The sequence below is a fragment of the Streptomyces sp. NPDC057253 genome, from assembly GCF_042669125.1.
GTDB lineage: Bacteria > Actinomycetota > Actinomycetes > Streptomycetales > Streptomycetaceae > Streptomyces.
Genome location: NZ_JBHUXV010000118.1, coordinates 1 through 20266, shown reverse-complemented (window position 1 = coordinate 20266; position 20266 = coordinate 1). Strand labels below are relative to the sequence as shown.

Below are 20266 nucleotides of genomic sequence, written 5' to 3'. Positions count from 1 at the left end.
CAGCCGGTCACGCCCACCCCAGGACCCCCGACGGCCGTCCCACCCGACGCCTCGGTCAAGCACGCTCCGACTACCTCTCCACCCCGCACCCCGGCCCCCTCAGAACCCCGCTTCAGCCGGCGCAGCGCCCCCGTGGCGTTGCGCGGTGCCGAAAGGGAGTGGAAGGCTGGGCAGCAGCACCGGCTCAGGGAGCGCGTGCGGGCGGCCCGGGCCGTCCGTGGGCGCGGCAAGTGCCCCGTGGGTCCGTGGCTCGTCGCGGGCCGTGGAAGACGCGGGTCCGTCCCCTTCACCTGGAGGTACCCGTGGACAGCTCCGACGGATGGGGAGACGACGTCTACCAGCCCGACGGCTCCGAGATCCAGGACGACGCGGGTCTGCTCGACGCGGAGGACACCCTGGAGGACGACGGGGTCGACGACCCCCTCGACCGCGGCTGGTCCCCGCCGGACAGACCCTGGGCGGTGGAGCACACCGGTGTGACCGCCGCGGAACGCCGGCAGGGCGAGACGCTGGAGCAACGGCTCGCCGAGGAGCTCCCCGACTTCATGCCGTACGACGGCGACGACATCGGCGACGCCGACGGCACCGACGGCGAGCTCCTGGACAACGAGGTCGGCGCGATGCGCTCCGGCCGACTCGTGGCCCCCGACGAAGGGGCGCACGAGGACGAGGAGAGCGCACTGATCGCCACGGACGTGGGCATCGACGGTGCCGCGGCGTCCGCGGAGGAGGCCGCGATGCACATCGTGGACGAGGACTCCCTGTCCGGCTGACAGCACGACACCCGCAGCGCACGAGGAGCCGCCATGCAGCAGGACAAGCACCCCGACTACCACGAGGTCGTCTTCCGTGACCGCTCCGCCGGTTACGCCTTCCTGACCCGCTCCACCGCGACCAGCGACCAGACCATCGAGTGGGACGACGGCGAGACCTACCCGGTGGTGGACGTGGAGATCTCCTCCGAGAGCCACCCCTTCTACACCGGCAAGGCGCGCACGGTCGACTCGGAGGGGCGCGTCGCCGCCTTCGAGCGGCGGTACGGCGGCGGGACCGGCCAGGGCGGCTGACCGACCGGCCGCACCCGGCGCGACAGGACCCCGGGGCTTATCGGCCCCTGCGCGCCCCGGCCTCAGATGAAGTTCAGCGCCGCCGCGCAGCCCACTCCCCCGAGCAGCATGAACGCCGGCATCAGCACCTTCAGCTCGACCCAGCTGCCCGCCCGGAACCGCATCACCTTCGGCGGGCCGATCGGGTACCAGCGCTTGCGGCCCACCGGGATCGGCCACAGGATCGGGCAGCCCGACACGGTCAGCGCGTCCCCGATGTCGTGCACGAGCGCCCCGAGAACCACCGGCAGCCCCAGCCACAGGTACTCCTGGCCGGGCTGGGTGAACAGCCAGTCCGAACCGTTGCCGGGCTTGTCCAGGACACCGGCGATGATCCACGCGCTGGTCGCCGCCAGCAGCCACACCAGGACGTCGGCGCTGGAGCCCCGGGTGGCCCGCCACAGCAGGCCCTCGATGGCCAGCACCATGTGCACGAAGAGGATCGCCAGCACCGCCCAGCGGCCGCCGGTGATCGCCGCCACCGAGCAGCCCGCACCGATCAGCACGGCCCACAGCCAGGTGTGCGTGAGCGTGCGGTGCCCGCCGGAGCGACGCGGGTCGCCCTGCTTCTTGGTGGCCTTGTAGACGGCGTAGGAGAGCTTGTCGACGATCTCGCACAGCGCCCGTGAGACCGGCCCGAAGGCCCGCGAGATCGTGGCCGCCTTGTGGTCCAGGTCGGGGGCGAGCGCCGCACCCGCGCAGATCAGCGCTCCGGCCAGCAGTACGGGCCACGGCATGGTGTGCCCCGTGGCGGCGGCAGCCGCTCCTACGCCCAGCCAGGCCGCGGCGCCCGACAGTGAGTGTGCTGGTCCCATCATCGGCGTTGCCCGCCCCATTCCTCGTGTGCCACTGTCCAGTTGACCGGCTGCGCTGACGCCCCGTCGGCGACACAGCGTACTGGTCGTGATCTTCCTGTCGGCAACCGATTCCCCTATAGGGGAGGACGCCAGGCAAGATGGGTCCGTGACCCTCATCGATCAGCTGCCGCAGACCGCAGACCCCGACGCCCTCTACGAAGCCTTCGAGTCGTGGGCCGGGGAGCGGGGTCTCACGCTCTACCCCCATCAGGAGGAGGCGCTGATCGAGGTGGTCTCCGGCGCGAACGTGATCGTGTCGACGCCCACCGGTTCCGGCAAGAGCATGATCGCGGCGGGTGCGCACTTCGCCGCCCTCGCCCGCGACGAGGTCACCTTCTACACCGCCCCCATCAAGGCGCTCGTCTCGGAGAAGTTCTTCGAGCTGTGCAAGATGTTCGGCACCGAGAACGTCGGCATGCTGACCGGTGACGCCTCCGTCAACGCCGACGCGCCCGTCATCTGCTGCACCGCCGAGGTGCTCGCGTCGATCGCCCTGCGCGACGGCAAGCAGGCCGACGTCGGCCAGGTCGTCATGGACGAGTTCCACTTCTACGCGGAGGCGGACCGCGGCTGGGCCTGGCAGATCCCGATCCTGGAGCTCCCGCAGGCGCAGTTCGTCCTGATGTCGGCCACCCTCGGCGATGTCTCGATGTTCGAGAAGGACCTCACCCGGCGCACCGGCCGGCCCACCTCGGTGGTCCGCTCGGCCACCCGTCCCGTCCCGCTCTCCTACGAGTACAAGCTCACCCCGCTCACCGAGACCCTGACGGAGCTCCTGGAGACCAAGCAGGCGCCGGTCTACATCGTGCACTTCACGCAGGCGCAGGCCGTGGAGCGGGCGCAGGCGCTGATGAGCATCAACATGTGCTCGCGTGAGGAGAAGGACCAGATCGCCGAGCTGATCGGCAACTTCCGCTTCACCACCAAGTTCGGCCGCAACCTCTCCCGTTACGTCCGCCACGGCATCGGCGTCCATCACGCCGGCATGCTGCCCAAGTACCGGCGGCTGGTGGAGAAGCTCGCCCAGGCCGGTCTGCTGAAGGTCATCTGCGGCACCGACACCCTCGGCGTCGGTGTCAACGTGCCCATCCGCACGGTGCTGTTCACGGCGTTGACCAAGTACGACGGCAACCGCGTCCGCACCCTGCGCGCCCGCGAGTTCCACCAGATCGCCGGCCGCGCGGGCCGGGCCGGGTTCGACACGGCCGGATTCGTCGTCGCGCAGGCTCCCGAGCACGTCATCGAGAACGAGAAGGCGCTCGCCAAGGCCGGCGACGACCCGAAGAAGCGCCGCAAGGTGGTCCGCAAGAAGGCGCCCGAGGGGTTCGTCGCCTGGTCGGACAGCACCTTCGAGAAGCTGATCGCCTCCGAGCCGGAGCCGCTGACCTCCCGCTTCCGGGTCACCCACACCATGCTGCTGTCGGTGATCGCCCGCCCGGGCAACGCCTTCGAGGCGATGCGGCACCTTCTGGAGGACAACCACGAGCCCCGCAAGCAGCAGCTGCGGCACATCCGCCGGGCGATCGCCATCTACCGCTCGCTCCTGGACGGCGGCATCGTCGAGAAGCTCGACGAGCCCGACGCCAGCGGCCGGATCGTCCGTCTCACCGTGGACCTCCAGCAGGACTTCGCGCTCAACCAGCCGCTGTCCACCTTCGCGCTCGCCGCGTTCGAGCTGCTGGACCCCGAGTCGCCGTCCTACGCCCTGGACATGGTGTCCGTCGTGGAGTCCACGCTGGACGACCCCCGGCAGATCCTCGTCGCCCAGCTGAACAAGGCGAAGGGCGAAGCGGTGGCCGCGATGAAGGCGGACGGCGTCGAGTACGAGGAGCGCATGGAGCGCCTCCAGGACGTCACGTACCCCAAGCCCCTGGAGGAGTTGCTCTTCCACGCGTACAACACGTACCGCAAGAGCCACCCGTGGGTCGGCGACCACCCGCTCTCCCCGAAGTCCGTCATCCGTGACATGTACGAACGGGCCATGTCCTTCACGGAGTTGGTCTCCTTCTACGAGCTGGCCCGCACCGAGGGCATTGTCCTGCGCTACCTCGCCAGCGCCTACAAGGCGCTCGACCACAACATCCCGGACGACCTTAAGTCCGAGGACCTCCAGGACCTGATCGAGTGGCTCGGCGAGACGGTCCGCCAGGTCGACTCCAGCCTCCTGGACGAGTGGGAGCAGCTCGCCAACCCGGAGGAGATGACCGCCGAGGAGGCCCAGGAGCGGGCCGACGAGGTCAAGCCGGTCACCACCAACGCGCGCGCCTTCCGCGTCCTGGTCCGCAACGCCCTCTTCCGCCGCGTCGAACTCGCCGCCCTGGACCAGGTCGAGGAGCTCGGCGAGATGGACGCCGAGGCCGGCTGGGACGCCGACGCATGGGGTGAGGCGATGGACAAGTACTGGGACGAGTACGACGACCTCGGCACCGGTCCCGACGCCCGCGGCCCGAAGCTGCTGCGGATCGAGGAGGAGCCGCAGAACAAGCTGTGGCGGGTCCGGCAGACCTTCGCCGACCCGAACGGCGACCACGACTGGGGCATCAGCGCGGAGATCGACCTCGCCGCCTCCGACGCGGAGGGCCGCGCGGTCGTCCGGGTCACCGACGTCGGCCAGCTGTGAGTTCCGGGCCCGTTGTGCGCCACAGGCGCCTCGTGAGCCACAGGCCAGTTGTGAGCCAAGGAGAATCCCACCCATGACGAACCCGGCCGAAAGGCTCGTCGACCTGCTCGACCTGGAGCAGATCGAGGTCAACATCTTCCGTGGCCGAAGCCCGCACGAGTCCCTCCAGCGGGTCTTCGGCGGCCAGGTCGCGGGCCAGGCACTGGTGGCCGCCGCCCGCACCACGGAGGGCGACCGCCCGGTGCACTCACTGCACGCGTACTTCCTGCGCCCGGGCCGGCCGGGCGTGCCGATCGTGTACCAGGTCGAGCGGGTGCGGGACGGGCGGTCGTTCACCACCCGCCGGGTCACCGCGGTGCAGCAGGGCCGCACGATCTTCAATCTCACCGCCTCCTTTCACAAGCCTGAGGAAGGTTCGTTCGAGCACCAGCTGCCGCCCGCCCGCAAGGTGCCGGACCCGGAGTCGCTGCCGCGGGTCGGCGACGAGATCCGCGAACACATGGGCGAACTGCCCGAGCATCTGGAGCGGATGGCGCGCCGCCAGCCCTTCGACATCCGGTACGTGGACCGGCTCCGCTGGAGCGCCGAGGAGGTCAAGGACGCCGAGCCGCGCAGCGCGGTGTGGATGCGCGCGGTCGGACCGCTCGGCGACGACCCGGTCGTGCACACCTGCGCGCTGACCTACGCGAGCGACATGACCCTCCTGGACGCCGTCCGTCTTCCGGTGCAACCCCTCTGGGGGCCTCGGACCTTCGACATCGCGTCGCTGGACCACGCCATGTGGTTCCACCGGCCCTTCCGCGCGGACGAGTGGTTCCTGTACGACCAGGAGTCGCCGATCGCGACGGGCGGCCGCGGGCTGGCCCGCGGCCGGATCTACGACCTGGAGGGGCGCCTGCTGGTGTCCGTCGTCCAGGAGGGGCTGTTCCGGGCGCTGTAGGTCAGGCGCTCAGTACGTTCAGGGGGCTGTCGGCTCAGGCGCTTCTGCGTCGGAGCCAGCCCAGCAGGCCGCCGCGGGGCGGTTCCTGCGGCGCCGGGTCCCCCGGTGGCTGGTCGGGAGGTGTCCGCCGGCCCGCCGGGCGTGGCGCGGGCCTGAACCGCCGTGCGTCGTCGAGGACATGGACCAGCTCGCTCCGCAGCCAGGCGATCTCTGCCGGATCGTCCGCCGTCGTGATCTTCTCGATGAGCTGCGCGGCGGGCGAGCCCAGCGCTCCGTGGGCGGGCGGCGGCGGCCGGAAACGGCCCAGGTGGGAGCGGTCGTAGGGGTCCGGGACGAGCTCCGCGATCTGCGTGGGGTCGAGGAAGGCGGCGAGGACGCCGGCGCTCTCCCAGGGGTCCTCGGCGAGGCGCAGAAGGAATCCCCGGTGGCGTCCGCGCCAGTTGCGGGCACGCAGGTCCACGCCCTCGTCCAGCATGTCGCGGAGCCCTTCGGGCATGCGCCCGGTCAGCAACGGCTTGTTCTCCCCGACTGCCGTGAACTCCTCGAGTTCTTCGGCGAGATAGCGCCACACGACAGCCCGGTACCGGTTGAGGTAAAAGCGCACCGGCGAGATCAGGCCGAGGCGGGCCAGGCGGGTGAACCGGCCGACGGGGATGTCCATGACCTCCGCGCCCTCGGTGGTGCCCACGAGCCGTACGCGTGCGCGCAGCGCGTCCGGGAAGCCATCGGTCGCCCGCAGCCGGTCGATCTCCGAAGGGGGTACGCGGCGGCCCCCGCCTCCTTCGTCGGGCACCGTGCGGATCTGGCCCAGGTGGACGGCGAGGTCGAACTCGCTTCGCTTGAGGCCCAGTTCCCGCGCTGCGCGGCTGGGTGTGCAGGAGTGGCGCTGGAGTTGGGTGATCGTGCTGCTCGACATGATCGCTCCCCCGTGGAGTCGTCGCTCACGCTGTGTGCGCTCGCCGTGACAGAAACCGTAGCCGGTGGGGCGAGACGCGTGGCGAGCCTGTGGATAACTCCGCTGGGGCCGAAGAACACGCAGGTCAGAGGTCTGGTGCCGAGTTCCGCTCGGGTTGGCGGACGTCCACGTCGAGGTGCTCGCCCACTCGGTTGACGAGGAGCGTCATCTCGTAGGCGATCTGGCCGATGTCGGCGTCCGAGCCGCTGAGCACGCACAGACAGCTGCCGGTGCCGGCCGCGGTGACGAACAGCACCGCGTCGTCGAACTCGATCATCGTCTGCCGTACCTGCCCAGCCCCGAAGTGGCGTCCCGACCCCTTGGCGAGGCTGTGCAGGCCGGACGAGACGGCGGCGAGATGTTCCGCGTCCTCGCGGCGCAGTCCCGTGCTGGCGCCCGTCACCAGCCCGTCGTTGGACAGCACCAGCGCGTGCCGGACGTGGTCGACGCGCTCGGTCAGATCGTCCAGCAGCCAGCCGAGGCCCTGCTTCTCCGGCATGTGTCCCGTCTCCCCGTGTGACGACTCCTCCTGACCGGAGGACCTGCCCCCGCAAGCCTTCCCCACGACCGTCAACGGGGCAAGGAGAATGGGGACATGGCACAGAAGATGACCGATGAGGAATGGCGGGAGTTCGTCTCGCACGGCACCCGCACCGGAAAGCTGTCGACCGTGCGGGCCGACGGGAGCCCGCACGTGGCGCCGATCTGGTTCGTGCTGGACGGCGACGACCTGGTGTTCAACACCGGGAAGAACAGCGTCAAGGGGCGCAACCTGGCGCGGGACGGGCGGATCGCGCTGTGCGTGGACGACGACCGGCCGCCGTTCGACTTCGTGGTCCTCCAGGGCCGGGCCCGGTTGTCGGAGGAGCTCGACGAGGTCGGGCACTGGGCCGGCCGGATCGGCGCACGGTACATGGGCGAGGAGCGGGCGGAGGAGTTCGCCGCCCGCAACGGCGTCCCCGGGGAACTCCTCGTCCGCGTGCGGATCGACAAGGTGCTGGCGCAGAAGCGCGTCGCCGACTGACGTCTGCGGCGGTCAGCCCACCGAGTCGAGCAGCCGGGCGGTGTGCATCCGCCCGGCGTACTCGACCAGACGGATCAGCACTTCCTTCCCCGAGTCACGGTCCCGTGCGTCGCACAGCACCACGGGCGTGCCCTGGTCGAGGTCCAGGGCGCGGGACACGTCGTGGGCGCCGTAGGTCCGGGCTCCGGCGAAGCAGTTGACGGCCACGACGAACGGGATGTGCCGGTGCTCGAAGTAGTCGACGGCCGGGAAGCAGTCCTCCAGGCGCCGGGTGTCGGCGAGGACGACGGCACCCAGGGCTCCTTGCGACAACTCGTCCCACAGGAACCAGAAGCGGTCCTGGCCGGGGGTGCCGAAGAGATAGAGGGACAGGCCGGAGCGGATGGTGATGCGCCCGAAGTCCATGGCGACCGTGGTGGTGACCTTCTGGTCCACGCCGTCGGTGTCGTCCACCCACTGGCCCGCCTCGCTGAGCAGTTCCTCGGTGCGCAGCGGCCTGATCTCGCTGACCGCGCCCACCAGGGTGGTCTTGCCCACGCCGAACCCGCCGGCGACCAGTATCTTCAGCGCGAGGGCGGTCGCATCGCCGCCCTGGGCGTCGGAGTTCTCGGAGACCATCGATCACTTCTCTCGGGAGGGCCGGCAACGGGCGGCGACGTCGGCAAGGGGTCGCGAAATCAGCATCATGACAACTGGGGCTCCCCTTCGGGAGGTTCGACCGCTTATTGCCTGGTTCTGAACGTTCATCTACAGCGCCCGAAGCCCTTCGATCACCTCGCGCAGAATCCGTTCATCGGGCAGTTGGGCGGGCGGGACCGGGCGGCTGACGGTGACGCAGCCCAGTTCCAGGAGGTCCCCCAGGAGCACCCTGACCACGCCGACGGGCAGGTCGGCGCCGGCGGCGAGCTCCGCCACGGACTGGGTCTCGGTGCGGCACAGGTCGATCAGGGCCCGGTGTTCCGGTCCGAGCGCGGTGTCCTCGCCCGGGCCGGGCGCGCCCGTGTCCAGGGTGACGAGGGCGATCAGGTCGAAACGCACCCCGGTGGGGCCGGGTTTGGTGCGTCCGCCCGTCATCGCGTAGGGGCGGACGAGAGGCCCGGCCTCGCCGTCGTACCACTGGCTGCCCTGCTCGTGCGGAGCGCCCGCCATGTCCTCGGTCATGCGTGCCGACCGCCCTTCCCTCTCATCCGGCGGCGGGCGGCCGCGCGCCCACGCGCGGCGGCGTGTAGAGGTGCTCGCCGACCCGCTTGACCAGCCGTGCCATCTCGTAGGCGACGAGTCCTATGTCCGCGGTCACGGCGGTGAGGACGGCGAGACAGGAGCCGTCTCCCGCGGCGGCCACGAACAGGAAGCCGTCGTCCATCTCGACCATGGTCTGGCGCACCCCGCCGGCCCCGAAGTGCCGGCCGGCGCCCTTCGCCAGGCTGTGGAAGCCGGAGGAGACGGCAGCGAGGTGTTCCGCATCCTCCCGGCGCAGGTCCGTGGAGGACCCCACGGCGAGGCCGTCGTTGGAGAGCACCACGGCATGCCGTACCTCGCTCACGCGCAGCACCAGGTCGTCCAGCAGCCAGTCGAGTTCGCCGGACCTGGTCCACTCCCGGCTTCGCTCGCGCGGGGGGACTCCCATGTCGGCCCTCATGCTCGGGTCCTGGATCATCCTCGGTCTCCTTCGCTGCTGTCTCTGCCCGCTGGGGAATCTGGGGTGGCACCGCGCCCGGGCTGCCTGCCGCCCCCACGCGCCCAGCCGTCCCGGTACGCGGCCATCCGATCCCGTACGACCTCGGGCGTACGGCCGTCGTCGTCCCGGCGGGCCGCCGCCGCGGGCGGTTCCTCCGAGCGCTGCTGCTCGCGCAGTTGTGGAGCGAGGTTCGCCTGGCGCACCCGGCGGGGGAGGTCGTCGGACTCCTCGGGCTCGTCGGGCGGCCGGTGCAGGCGCAGGGCGGTCACTCCGGGGGGCGGTGTGTCGGCCGTTCCCCGGTCGGCCGCGGCCACGCGGGGAGCCACCAGGGCGGGCCGCTCGGCGGAGGCCGGGACGGACTCCGGGTCCCGTTCCGCGGACACGCGCGCGTACTCGCGTTCCGTGAACCGTTCCCGGTCGGCGGCCTGGGCGGGTGAACGTTCCTCCGCCTTGATGTGCAGCAGCGCCGTGGGCAGCAGGACGACCGCGGTGGTACCGCCGTACGGCGAGGTGCGCAGGTGCACCTTGATGCCGTGGCGGGCCGCGAGCCTGCTGACCACGAACAGTCCGAGCCGGTCGCTGTCGAACAGGTCGAGCGCCTCGGACTGTTCGATGCGGCGGTTGGCCTCGGCGAGCGTCTCCTTGCCCATGCCGAGGCCGCGGTCCTCGACCTCGATGGCGTAGCCGTTGCCGACGGGTTCGCCGGTGACCCGCACATGCGTGTGGGGCGGCGAGAACTGGGCGGCGTTCTCGATGACCTCGGCCAGCAGATGGGTGAGGTCGGCGACCGCCGCGCCCACGACGGAGGCGTCGGGCAGCTGACGTACCTCCACGCGCGCGTAGTCCTCGACCTCGGACACGGCCGCGCGCACCACGTTGGTCAGCGACACCGGCATGCGCCAGGCACGGCCGGGGGCGGCGCCGGAGAGGATGATCAGGCTCTCCGCGTGGCGGCGCATACGGGTGGTGAGGTGGTCGAGCCGGAAGAGGTCGCTCAGTTCGTTGGGGTCGTCGGAGCGGCGCTCCATGCTGTCGAGCAGGCTCAGCTGGCGGTGGACGAGGACCTGGCTGCGGCGGGCGAGGTTGACGAAGACGCCGGAGATGCCGCTGGCGAGTTCGGCGCGCTCCACCGCGGCCCGCAGGGCGGCACGGTGGACGGTGGCGAGCGCCTCGGCGACCTGGCCGGTCTCGTCCTCCGCGGGTGGCCCGGGCGGGGCCTCGGACCGGATGTCGATCTCGTCGCCGGCGCGCAGCCTGCCCATGGCCTCGGGGAGCTTGCGGCGGGCGATCTCCAGGGCGCTGTTGCGCAGGCTCACGAGTTCGACGACGAGGCCGCGTCCGATGCGCACGGAGATGACGAGGGACGCGGCGACGGCGACGAGTCCGAGCAGGACGGCGGCGCCCGCCGGGGTGAGCAGGCCCCGGGTGAACGGGTCGGCGCGGTGGGCGACTCCGCTTCCCGCCGTCTCCTCGACGCCCCGCATGCCTTTCTGCACGCGTGTGTGTGCCGCCTGCCAGGTGGACTCCGGCGTCGACTCGACGGCGCGCACGCCGGGCGCGGCGGCGAGGATCCGGTCCTCGGCGGCGGTCACGGTGGCGTAGGCACCGCTGCCGGCGACCTTCTGCCAGGCGGTGCGGTCGGAGCCGCGCAGATCGGCGACGGCGCTCTCGGTGAGGGCTCGGCGGGTGTCGACGGCCCCGGTGAACAGCCGCAGCCGCTCCCCTGCGAGGACGCCGGACAGACGCGCGCTCGCCAGGACGACGTCCTCCTGGGCCAGCGACTCGCCCGCGCGGGAGAACTCCAGGAGGACGCGCGCGTCGGAGCCCAGTTCGGCGTCCTGGATGCCGGTGAGGGCACCGTCCACCGCGAAGGCACCGGCGATGGTCCTGGTGTAGCGGCCGTACGTCTCGTCCCATCCGGCGCTGCGGTCCAGCACGGCGGTGCGCAGGGTGCGCAGTTGCTCGACTCCGGTCACGAAGGCCTCGAGTCGCTGGGCGACACCGGCGGGCAGTTCCTCGCCGTCGGCGACGGTGTTGTGGTCACCGAGTCGCAGCCGGGCCACCGCCTGGTCGGTGCGTGCGGCGAGTTTGCGGAGGTCGTCGCTCCGCGCCGCGGACGGGTCGGTCGCATGACGCACCGCGGCGGCCCGCTCCGCCTGGAGCGCGGTCACGGCGTCGGCGACGGGCGCCCGCACCGTGTCGTCCACGCGCTGCAACTGCCGCAGCCGGGAGACGTCCTGGGCGGTGCTGACGGTCGCGTACGCCCACAGGGCGAGCAGCGAGACGACGGGCACCATCAGCAGGCAGACGATCTTGGCGCGGACCGTGCGCGGGCGCATCCGCCAGTGTCCCGCGCGCGCGGGTATGTCCTCCGGTAGCGGTCCCGCGGTGTCGTCGGGCACTTCGTCGGCCGGCGGGCCGGCGTGGGCGCGGCGGCCGCGCGCGGGTGTCGTGGGCGGCGGCTCGGCGCCGGCTGTGGGGGTCCTACGCGGTGTACGCATGGCCTCCTCGCTCGGGAGTGGTTCGGGGCGTCTCGTCGGGGCCGTCCGGGGCTCGGATCCGCCGCCAGGAGGGGACGCCGCGGCTATGAGGGGACGCTCTCGACCGCGCGCTGGGCCGAGGCGGTGGCCTCGCGCTCGCCCGTCGTGGGCGACAGCGCGACGAAGGCCGATGTCAGGAAGAGATAGGAGCCGAGGCCGACGGCGAGCGGGAAGATGAACTGCATCGCCGTGGCTCCGGGCAGCATGGCCCCGGAGGGCGAGACCCGCACACTCACCGCGAACATCCCGGTGTAGTGCATGCTGCTGACCGCGGCCCCCATGATGAGCGAGGCGATGGTGACGGCGACCGGCGACTTAATGTTGAGCGCCGCCCACAGGGCCGCTGTCGCCGCGACCACGGCGATGAGGACCGACAGGCCGACGAGCATCGGGTCGTAGTCGATGGCGCCGTGCAGTCGTACGGCCGCCATGCCCAGGTAGTGCATGCTCGCCACGCCCAGGCCGGTGGTGAGTCCGCCCAGGAGGAGCGCGCGGATCCGGTCACGGCTGTAGCCGACCGCGAAGACGCCCGCGGAGACGACGACCATGGCGACCAGCAGGCTCGCGATGGTCAGGGGTACGTCGTAGCGGATGTCGGTGCCGCTGACGCTGAAGCCGAGCATGGCCACGAAGTGCATGGTCCAGATGCCGGTGCCGATGGCCGAGGCGGCGGTGATCAGCCAGTTGCGGCGCGAACGTCCGGTCGCTCCGAGCGCGCGGACGGTGCAGCGCAGGCCGAGCGCGGCGCCGATACAGGCCATCACGTACGAGAGCGTGGGCGTCAGCCAGCCCAGGGCTGCGTGGTCCAGGTGTCCCATGGCCAAGGGACGCTAGTGGGGTCAGGGGCGCACAAAGAGGGCGCATTTCGAAAGGTGTTGCAATATGACGCGGAGACGCACCTGAACGATCGCGTCACGCCCGAACGTGCACGCCGGGGATTCATCCGTGTCGGTGAGGGATCATGCGGACCATGAGCGACGACCACACACATGTCCAGGAGTTCTTCTCGGCCCGTGCCGCCGACTGGGACAGCAGGTTCCCGGACGACGGTCCTGCCTACGCCGCCGCGGTCGCCGAACTCGGCCTGCGCGAGGGCGACCGGGTGCTCGACGCGGGCTGCGGCACCGGACGGGCGCTGCCGCCCCTGCGCGCGGCCGTGGGGGCCTCCGGAGTGGTCGTGGGAGCCGATCTGACCCCGGCCATGCTGGAGGCCGCCGTACGGGCCGGGAGGGACCGGGACGGGCGTTTGCTGCTCGCCGACGTGACCGCGCTGCCGTTGCGCTCCCGGTCGCTCGACGCCGTGTTCGGTGCGGGCCTGATCTCGCATCTGCCCAGGCCCGCCGAGAATCTGCGCGAGTTGGCCCGCGTGGTGCGGCCCGGTGGCGTCCTGGCCCTGTTCCACCCGATCGGCAGGGCGGCCCTCGTCGCACGCCAGGGCCGGCAGATCACCCCCGAGGACCTGCGCGCGGAGCCCAATCTCCGCCCACTGCTGACCGGTTCGGGGTGGCGGATGACCTCGTACGCCGACGAGGACGCCCGGTTCCTGGCCCTGGCCGTCCGCGAGGACTGACCACGCGCACGCGTCCTGGGTCCGTCCACGGAGACTGACCGGGCTCACGCGTCCTCGGCCGCTCCGCGTAGACGGACCGGGGCTCACGCGTCCTCGGCCGCTCCGCATAGACGGACCGGGGCTCACCCCGTCCCGGCGACCGCGGCCACGAAGGCGTCGGGGTTGTCGAACATGACGTTGTGGCCGGCGCCCGGCACGGTCAGCACGCGCACGCCCGCCGCCTCCAGGCCCTCGCGTCCCTCGAGTTCGCCGGTGAGTTCGCCCTGGAGGTACACACGCTCGACGGGCAGCGCTTCGAGGATCGCGCGCATCATGGGCACCGATCCACGCCTGAGCCCGGCCGCGCTGCGGTGCAGGGCGCGCGGGTCGGCCAGCCGCATGGTCGCCGCCCACAGGGGGCCGGCCTTGTCGAGCACGCGCGTGTGGGCGCCCGCGACGAAGTCGTCCTCCTCATAGGCGTCGATCCAGGTGCTGCCCGCCGAGGACGGGGGCGACGGGTCGAGGTTGGCCTCCGTCAGGACCAGCCGGGAGACGAGCTCGGGCCTGCGGTGGGCGAGGACGAGCGCGACCGACCCGCCCATGCTGTGCGCGATCAGCTCGGCACCGGTCAGGCCCGCCGCGTCCAGGACGACCGCCAGGGCGTCGGCGTGGTCCTCCAGCGTGTACCCGAACTGCTCGGGACGGTCGCTGACCCCGTGCCCGGGCAGGTCGACGAACAGGCTGCGCCGCCCAGCGAGTTCGGGCCGGGCGGCGATGTGGGCGTGGTAGACGGCCGAGGCCGCCCCCAGCCCGTGCACGTACACGCGTGCCGGTTCCTCGCCGGGCGTCTCGGTCCAGCGGATGCGGCTTCCCTTGCCGTCGAACTCGGCCTGCTTCATGGTGCCCTCCCTCGTGTGCCCTCCAGGACAATACATCGCCTCCGATGTATTGCGAACAGGATGTACACCATTGGAGAGGTACAACGCCGGTGCGGCAGAATGCGCGCATGCTGGAACTGGCCATCCTCGGATTCCTCTACGACACCTCGCTGCACGGCTATGAGCTGCGCAAACGCATCACCGCGCTGGCGGGGCACGTGCGGCCGGTCGCCGAGAGCACGCTGTACCCGGCGATCAAGCGACTGGAGACGGCGGGGCTGCTGGGGCGCGCGACGGAACCCGGTGCCGTGGCCGCGCCCCGCCACGTCCTCACGCTCACCGACGAGGGCCGGCGGGAACTGCGGCGGCGGCTCGCCGAACCGAGCAGGCGTGACATCACCGACGAGAACCGGTGGTTCACGGTCCTCGCCTTCCTCCGGCACTTGGACGACGCCGGCGCGCAGGCGGCCGTACTGCGACGCCGGCTCGCCTTCCTGGAGGAGCCCGCCAGCTTCTTCTACGAGGGGGACCGGCCACTGAGCGCCGAGGAGTTGGACGACCCCTTCCGCCGCGGGGTACTGCTCATCGCGCGTGCCACGTCCCGGGCCGAACTCGGCTGGCTGAGGGAGACGATCACGGCACTCGACGACTCGTCCGGACCGGCGCCGGGTGACATCGGTGCTTGACCTCAATCGAACTTGAGCTTCTACGTTCCTTCCAGGGCCGTGGGACCGACCCGCGGCGCCTTTCTGGAGGTTCGCCGTGACCGAGCACGCAGACCGTGTCGAGACCCCCGACCGCTACCGCTACGCCGTGATCCCGCACATCATGGTCGACGACGCCGCCGCGGCGATCGATTTCTACCAGCGGGCGTTCGGCGCGCGTGAGGACTTCAGGGTCGACGCCCCGGGCGGCGGGATCCTGCACGCCGAGATCACCATCGGACAGTCGGTCCTGATGCTGGGCGACGCCAGCGTGGAGGAGGCGGAGGCCGGCGCCTTCGCCGCGCCCGCCTCGCTCGGAGGCGGCACCTCCGTCGCGCTGCATGTCTTCGTGCCGGACGTGGACAGCCTGGCGGAGCGCGCGGAGGCCGCCGGGGCCGAGATCCTCCAGCCGCCGAAGGACATGTTCCACGGTGACCGCACCGTCATCCTCAAGGACCCCTCGGGGCACCTGTGGGTCTTTCTGACCCACGTCGAGGACGTCTCCCAGGAGGAGCTCCAGCGCCGCCTGGCCACCGCCGGTTGACCGGACGCCGACCGCCCTCGCGGATGCGCGGACGGGTGGTGGCGCCCGGCAGTCCGTCGCCGGTCCGCGAGCGCTGGGATCGTCACGCTCGCGATCCGGGCTCCTCCGGCGCCGCCGGCGGCTCGGCCGGTGTCGGTCCGATCGGACGGAAGAGAACGGCCCGGGCCACGGGCGGGGCGAAGAGGGCGCTGACAGGGGCGGAGAGGGTCAGTACGGCACGGAAGGCGCGCCCGACGACGGGGTCGCCCGGGGACCGCTCCTGGACCCGGCGCAGGTACCAGCCGGCGACCTGGTCCGCGGGCCCTCCGTCGAGTGCGGTACCGGTCGCGCCCGGCATCTTGCGGTCGGCGCCCGCGGAGATGTCCCACGCCTGCCGGGACGCGGCGAGGATCGCCTGCTGCACACGCCGGGTCGTGGGTGTCCGGCGCGGGTCGGCCAGGGCGTCGCGCAGGGCGACCGCGCTCATCGCGGCCACGGCCATGCCCTGGCCGTAGATCGGGTTGAAGGTGCACAGGGCGTCGCCGGTGGCGAGGAAGCCCGCCGGACGGCCGGGCCGGTCGTAGCGGCGGCGGACATTGGCGGTCCGCCGGAACCCGAACGCCGGGGAGAGGGGCTCGGCGTCCTCCAGCCACCGGTCCAGGAGCGGATGCGCCAGCCTCTTGGTGTAGGTCACGAACTCGTCGTCACCGGTGGGCGGTTCGTCGCCGCGCAGCCCCGAGACGATCACCAGGTGGGTGCCGTCCTCCAGCGGCAGCGCACCGCCCCCGTGGACCTGGTCGGGGCCGGGGTAGACGTAGTAGCCGAGGGTCTCGCCGTCGAGGACACCGCTCGGGCCGCGGTAGACACGGGAGGCGTAGGCGAGTCCGGTGTCGATGGTCTCCTCCTGCGGGACCTCCGCGCCGATCGCCGTGAGCCACTGCGGTGCCCTGGTGCCGCTGCCGGAGGCGTCCACGACGAGGTCGGCCTCCAGGGACCGCGACGGCGCGTGGGCGTCGCCGGAGCGCTCGCGCAGCCGTACTCCTCGCACGCGTGAGGCGTCGCCGAGGAGCCCGACGACGTCGGTGCCGTCCAGCACGCTGATCGCGGGGTCGGCGAGGACCCGCCGCCGTACCAGCTCCTCCAGTTGTGCGCGGGAGCCCGTGTAGATGTGCGTGGTGGCCGGCATCCGGCGGAACCAGCGGCCGTTCTGCCACATCACCATGTCCGACGGCATGCCCACCCTGGGGGCGCCCGCCTCCCGCAACTCGGTCAGAAAGCCGGGCAGCAGCGATTCCAGGGCCGTCTGTCCGCCCTTCAGCAGGACATGCGGATGCCGGCCCTGCGGGACGCCGGGACGGGGCTTCGGGCCGTCCGGGAGCCGATCGCGCTCGACGACGGTCACCCGGTCGGCGTGCCCGGCCAGGGCGTGCGCCGCGAGGAGCCCCGCGAGGCTGCCGCCCACCACGACCGCGTGCCGTTCACGCCGACCGCCGCCTGCACTCCAACGCCCCGTCTGTCCGGCCGAGTTCACCGATCCGCCCCCTTGTTCGCCACGTCCTGAGAAACCACAAGTATCCCGCCCCGCACAGCGGGTTGACCGCTTTCCGGCCTTGTGGACGCCACGTCCCTCTTCTGCCGCCGACGCTCGGACCTTACGTTGAGTGGCAGAAGACGAACGTTCGCAAGGACCACGTCACTCAGGGGGAAGGTGGTGACCATGTGGGGCAGGATCCGTAAGTCCGGCACCAGAGTCGTCAACGCCATGCGCACCGAGGAACGGACCGGCCGCGAGACGCGTACGCACAACCTGTTCGAGGCCGCCGCCGCGTACGTCTCGGCGTGCGCGGAGGACGACCAGGACCGGATCGAGGAGACCTCGGCCTGGGTGTCGCCGGAAGCGCTGTCGTTCGGGGTCAACGAGCTCGCGTGCCGGGCGGTCATCGCCCTCGCCCGGGAGCGCGACGAGTCGCCGGGCGCCGTGGCGCGTGCGCTCCTCGGACTGCCGGCTGTCTGATCGGCCGCCGAGGGAGGGTCGATTCGCCCCGTCCAGCCGGAAAACAGCAGCTCCGGGTGTTCTGGCCAGTCGTGACAAGCGCCTTCCCCGCGCACTAGGGTGCGCGCCGTTGGACTTACCGATGGGGAGGCTGGGATGGCCGGGACGGACGAGGACGCCGTCGCCGCCGCGGACGACGCGCTCTATGTGCTGACGGCGGTGCTGCTGACGCCGGCGAAGTTCCCGAGCGTGCTGGGCGACGACTATCCGGAGGCCTGCGCGGCGCTCGGCCTGGCGCCGCTGGCCGACGGGTACGGCCTGGTGATCGGCCAGGACGGCGGCGGCGCCCGGTGGACGGTCGTCGTCGACGACGTCTCCCTGGTCGCCGTGGCGATCGCCTCCTGGGACTGCGGCATGGAGTACGACCTGTCGCCCGAGGAGCACACCGTGGTGGCCGCGCTGCCCGGCTGGCCCCTCGCCGTCGCCGTCGCCGCGCCCGGTGTTCCGGCGCCGCACGACCCGGACCCCGAGGCCGCCGACGGCCCCATGCTGGCGCCGCCGGACACCACCACCTGGGGCTCGGCCCAGCGGCGCCTGGGCGCCGACGAGATCGCGCTCCAGTGGGCCATGTGGCGTGAGCAGATCGACGACTCGGCGTTTCCCAGCCCGAACGGCGGCTCGGCCGGGGACGGGAAATCCGGGGACACGAAGACCGCCGACGACAGGGCCGCGGACCAGGACACCTCGGACGGCGTCCCCTCCAGCCGCCCCGCCGCGGCCAAGGAGGCCTCGGAGGGCGACTCCTCGACGGGCACGGCCGCGGGTACGGACGCCTCGGGTGAAGTCGGGAAGGCGGCACGCAAAGGTCACGGCGGTGTCCGGCGTGTGCTCGCCGAGGCCCGCGCCTACGTGGACTCGCCGCCACCCCTCGGGCGGGTCCGGTCCTCGTTCGCGTCCGGCGACTCCCGGATGCTGCGTGCCGACGGCCCCGGGTGGTCCCTGGTGGCCAGGACCGACGACATCGCGTTCGTGCTGCTCGACGACGAGCCCGGGGAGGTCCTGCCGGTGGGCCGGGGCCCGGAGCTGCCAGGACTGCTGGCAGCGCTCGACAAGATGGCCGTACGCCCCAGCTGAGCCGCCGCTCCGCACCGGCCGGGCCGGTACCGCTCCCGGCCGGTGCGCCGGGTCAGCGGCCGAGCTCCTTGCGGGTGACGCGGCGCAGCCTGCGCCGCTGCGAGGGGTCCAGGGTGAGGTATGCGGCGGCCGGGACTCCCAGCACGATCAGGAGTGCGGCCCACCAGGGCAGCCAGATCAACAGGAGCAGCCCGACCGCCGCACCCCCTGCGGCGATCTTCGCGTTCTTCGACATGTGCGTCGCCTCCTTCGCGGCCGTTGCCGCTCTCTGTCCAGAAAAACGGGTCCGCGCTTCCGCCAGTTCCGCACCACGACCCTGAGACATCCCTGAGACCACCCCCTGAGACGCCCCCGGACTCGTGCCCCCTCATGGTCCACCCGCGGCGCCTCCTCCCACCCCCGGTGACGCCTATTGGTCTCCCCGCAGCGGCTCCCCCACGTCGTGCATGTGGCTCAGCGCCTGCCGGTAGGAGTCCACGAGGCCGGTCTCGGTGTAGGGGATACCCAGATCCCGGCAGTGCGCGCGCACGAGGGGCTGCGCGAGGCGGAGATGCGGCCGGGGCATGCTGGGGAAGAGGTGGTGTTCCACCTGGTAGTTGAGGCCGCCGAGGAACCAGTCGGTGACGGCGCCGCCACGGATGTTGCGCGAGGTGAGCACCTGGCGGCGCAGATGACCCCACGACTCGCCGTCCGGGTCCGGCATCTCCATGCCCTTGTGGTTGGGCGCGAAGGACATTCCGAGGTGGAGTCCGAACAGCGCCTGGTGGATCGCCGCGAAGGCCAGCGCCTTGCCGGGGGACATCGTGGTCAGCAGCAGCGTGGCGTAGGCGGCGACATGGCTCACCAGGAGGGCGCCTTCGACGGCACGCTCCCCCGGCGTCTGGCGGCGCAGATCCCTGAAGCCCTGGATCTTCAGGGCGACGCCTTCGAGGAGGGTGAGGGGGAAGAAGAGCCAGGCCTGGTGGCGGGTGAGCCATCGCCTGAAGCCCGTCCGTCCCTTCGCCTGTTCGCCCGTGAAGACGAGGACGTCCGCGGCGACGTCGGGGTCCTTGTCGATGTGGTTGGGGTTGGCGTGGTGGCGGTTGTGCTTGTGGTTCCACCACGAGTAGCTCATGCCCAGGAGCAGGTTGCCGTGGATGAGGCCGATGACCCGGCCGGCCGCCTTGTCGCCGGTGATCTGGGCGTGGCCCGCGTCGTGGCCGACGAAGGCGGTGCGCGCGGAGAAGACGGCGAGGAGCGGGGCCAGCAGCAGGGTTCGCCAGGAGTCGCCGGACAGGGCGACGGCCGTGACGAGACCGGCCAGGACGAGTGCGTTGACGGTGATGGTGCGGGCGTACCAGCCGTGGCGGCGCTCCAGGAGGCCCCGGCTCTTCACGGCGCGCAGGAGTGGCGCGAACTCGCTTCCCCCGGGCGGGGAGCCGGACGGACCGCGCGGGTGGGGCACGACGGTTGCGGTGCTCTGCGGCATGTCCGGACTCCGGCTCTCTCAGGAAACGTTCCGACCTGAGGAAACGTACGAACCGGTGACCTCTTGCGACCATCCGACAACCCCCCGTGCGCCTACGGGGGCCAGCACCGGGGACAGCGGGGGGCTGACAACACCCCGGCGCCGATGTGAGCCGGAGCACTGTCCGTTGGAGGCGATAGGTGATGTACCCTCGACCACTCCGTCGAAGTAGTCAAGTTTGAGGAGTACCGCGATCTCTGCTCAGAGGTACCCCGCGGCATCACCGTCCGAGATCTCCGAACTGACCTCCTGTTGTGC

The 20266-nt window shown here is 71.7% G+C and carries 22 protein-coding genes; 10 read left to right on the top strand and 12 right to left on the bottom strand.

Annotated elements, in window-relative coordinates; all coding sequences use genetic code 11:
• Positions 1 to 302 precede the first annotated feature (302 nt).
• Together ACFULQ_RS39670 and ACFULQ_RS39665 are read left to right on the top strand one after the other, a co-directional pair.
• Positions 303 to 773 (top strand): DUF5709 domain-containing protein, encoded by a 471-nt coding sequence (locus ACFULQ_RS39670; RefSeq protein ID WP_383553933.1) that lies wholly within the window; start codon positions 303 to 305, stop codon positions 771 to 773.
• A gap of 33 nt (positions 774 to 806) precedes the next feature.
• Positions 807 to 1067, top strand: a complete 261-nt coding sequence (locus tag ACFULQ_RS39665) for a type B 50S ribosomal protein L31 (protein WP_383553930.1) — start codon at positions 807 to 809, stop codon at positions 1065 to 1067.
• 62 nt (positions 1068 to 1129) lie between these two features.
• Here the strand turns inward: ACFULQ_RS39665 and ACFULQ_RS39660 are convergent, their stop codons facing one another.
• Positions 1130 to 1924, bottom strand: a complete 795-nt coding sequence (locus tag ACFULQ_RS39660) for a metal-dependent hydrolase (RefSeq protein WP_123987573.1) — start codon at positions 1922 to 1924, stop codon at positions 1130 to 1132.
• A 145-nt stretch (positions 1925 to 2069) separates the two neighbouring features.
• Between ACFULQ_RS39660 and ACFULQ_RS39655 the strand changes: the two genes are divergently transcribed.
• Positions 2070 to 4583 carry a DUF3516 domain-containing protein gene (locus ACFULQ_RS39655; protein ID WP_383553927.1) on the top strand — a complete coding sequence of 838 codons (2514 nt, stop codon included), beginning with the start codon at positions 2070 to 2072 and terminating at the stop codon, positions 4581 to 4583.
• A gap of 73 nt (positions 4584 to 4656) precedes the next feature.
• Positions 4657 to 5523, top strand: a complete 867-nt coding sequence (locus ACFULQ_RS39650; RefSeq protein ID WP_356457966.1) for an acyl-CoA thioesterase II — start codon at positions 4657 to 4659, stop codon at positions 5521 to 5523.
• 34 nt (positions 5524 to 5557) lie between these two features.
• On the opposite strand, the gene ACFULQ_RS39645 is transcribed toward ACFULQ_RS39650, so the two are convergent.
• Entirely contained in the window at positions 5558 to 6439 is an 882-nt protein-coding gene (locus ACFULQ_RS39645; protein WP_383553924.1) for a DUF6397 family protein, read from the bottom strand.
• Positions 6440 to 6563: 124 nt separating this feature from the next.
• Positions 6564 to 6977: a roadblock/LC7 domain-containing protein gene (locus ACFULQ_RS39640; protein WP_383553921.1), complete on the bottom strand. Its 414-nt coding sequence runs from the start codon at positions 6975 to 6977 to the stop codon at positions 6564 to 6566.
• A 96-nt stretch (positions 6978 to 7073) separates the two neighbouring features.
• Here ACFULQ_RS39640 and ACFULQ_RS39635 point away from each other — a divergent pair, with 96 nt between their 5' ends.
• Positions 7074 to 7502 (top strand): PPOX class F420-dependent oxidoreductase, encoded by a 429-nt coding sequence (locus tag ACFULQ_RS39635; protein WP_383553919.1) that lies wholly within the window; start codon positions 7074 to 7076, stop codon positions 7500 to 7502.
• A gap of 12 nt (positions 7503 to 7514) precedes the next feature.
• On the opposite strand, the gene ACFULQ_RS39630 is transcribed toward ACFULQ_RS39635, so the two are convergent.
• The 5 genes from ACFULQ_RS39630 to ACFULQ_RS39610 all read right to left on the bottom strand — a co-directional run bounded on the left by ACFULQ_RS39630 (position 7515) and on the right by ACFULQ_RS39610 (position 12538).
• On the bottom strand, positions 7515 to 8120 hold the full coding sequence (locus ACFULQ_RS39630) for an ATP/GTP-binding protein (RefSeq protein WP_383553917.1): 606 nt from the start codon (positions 8118 to 8120) through the stop codon (positions 7515 to 7517).
• A gap of 129 nt (positions 8121 to 8249) precedes the next feature.
• Positions 8250 to 8663 (bottom strand): DUF742 domain-containing protein, encoded by a 414-nt coding sequence (locus ACFULQ_RS39625; RefSeq protein ID WP_383553915.1) that lies wholly within the window; start codon positions 8661 to 8663, stop codon positions 8250 to 8252.
• Between the two features lie 22 nt (positions 8664 to 8685).
• A complete protein-coding gene (locus ACFULQ_RS39620) occupies positions 8686 to 9159 on the bottom strand; it encodes a roadblock/LC7 domain-containing protein (protein ID WP_383553912.1) in 474 nt (157 codons plus the stop codon).
• Positions 9156 to 11681 (bottom strand): nitrate- and nitrite sensing domain-containing protein, encoded by a 2526-nt coding sequence (locus ACFULQ_RS39615; RefSeq protein WP_383553910.1) that lies wholly within the window; start codon positions 11679 to 11681, stop codon positions 9156 to 9158. The genes ACFULQ_RS39620 and ACFULQ_RS39615 overlap by 4 nt, the downstream gene beginning before the upstream one ends.
• A gap of 83 nt (positions 11682 to 11764) precedes the next feature.
• Positions 11765 to 12538 carry an MHYT domain-containing protein gene (locus tag ACFULQ_RS39610; protein WP_383553907.1) on the bottom strand — a complete coding sequence of 258 codons (774 nt, stop codon included), beginning with the start codon at positions 12536 to 12538 and terminating at the stop codon, positions 11765 to 11767.
• A 152-nt stretch (positions 12539 to 12690) separates the two neighbouring features.
• On the opposite strand from ACFULQ_RS39610, the gene ACFULQ_RS39605 reads away from it, so the two are divergent.
• A complete protein-coding gene (locus ACFULQ_RS39605; RefSeq protein ID WP_383553904.1) occupies positions 12691 to 13290 on the top strand; it encodes a class I SAM-dependent methyltransferase in 600 nt (199 codons plus the stop codon).
• A 122-nt stretch (positions 13291 to 13412) separates the two neighbouring features.
• On the opposite strand, the gene ACFULQ_RS39600 is transcribed toward ACFULQ_RS39605, so the two are convergent.
• Positions 13413 to 14168 (bottom strand): alpha/beta fold hydrolase, encoded by a 756-nt coding sequence (locus ACFULQ_RS39600; RefSeq protein WP_383553901.1) that lies wholly within the window; start codon positions 14166 to 14168, stop codon positions 13413 to 13415.
• Between the two features lie 107 nt (positions 14169 to 14275).
• Between ACFULQ_RS39600 and ACFULQ_RS39595 the strand changes: the two genes are divergently transcribed.
• Both ACFULQ_RS39595 and ACFULQ_RS39590 read left to right on the top strand, forming a co-directional pair.
• A complete protein-coding gene (locus tag ACFULQ_RS39595) occupies positions 14276 to 14833 on the top strand; it encodes a PadR family transcriptional regulator (protein WP_383553899.1) in 558 nt (185 codons plus the stop codon).
• Between the two features lie 142 nt (positions 14834 to 14975).
• Positions 14976 to 15395 carry a VOC family protein gene (locus tag ACFULQ_RS39590; RefSeq protein WP_383553952.1) on the top strand — a complete coding sequence of 140 codons (420 nt, stop codon included), beginning with the start codon at positions 14976 to 14978 and terminating at the stop codon, positions 15393 to 15395.
• An 82-nt stretch (positions 15396 to 15477) separates the two neighbouring features.
• Here the strand turns inward: ACFULQ_RS39590 and ACFULQ_RS39585 are convergent, their stop codons facing one another.
• Positions 15478 to 16836 (bottom strand): NAD(P)/FAD-dependent oxidoreductase, encoded by a 1359-nt coding sequence (locus ACFULQ_RS39585; RefSeq protein WP_383553949.1) that lies wholly within the window; start codon positions 16834 to 16836, stop codon positions 15478 to 15480.
• A gap of 255 nt (positions 16837 to 17091) precedes the next feature.
• On the opposite strand from ACFULQ_RS39585, the gene ACFULQ_RS39580 reads away from it, so the two are divergent.
• Positions 17092 to 17388, top strand: coding sequence for a hypothetical protein (locus tag ACFULQ_RS39580; RefSeq protein WP_383553896.1), 297 nt, complete (start codon positions 17092 to 17094; stop codon positions 17386 to 17388).
• 135 nt (positions 17389 to 17523) lie between these two features.
• A complete protein-coding gene (locus ACFULQ_RS39575) occupies positions 17524 to 18501 on the top strand; it encodes a hypothetical protein (RefSeq protein ID WP_383553893.1) in 978 nt (325 codons plus the stop codon).
• A 52-nt stretch (positions 18502 to 18553) separates the two neighbouring features.
• Here the strand turns inward: ACFULQ_RS39575 and ACFULQ_RS39570 are convergent, their stop codons facing one another.
• Positions 18554 to 18736: a hypothetical protein gene (locus tag ACFULQ_RS39570; protein WP_383553891.1), complete on the bottom strand. Its 183-nt coding sequence runs from the start codon at positions 18734 to 18736 to the stop codon at positions 18554 to 18556.
• Positions 18737 to 18910: 174 nt separating this feature from the next.
• Positions 18911 to 19969, bottom strand: a complete 1059-nt coding sequence (locus ACFULQ_RS39565) for a fatty acid desaturase family protein (protein ID WP_383553889.1) — start codon at positions 19967 to 19969, stop codon at positions 18911 to 18913.
• Between the last annotated feature and the right edge of the window lie 297 nt (positions 19970 to 20266).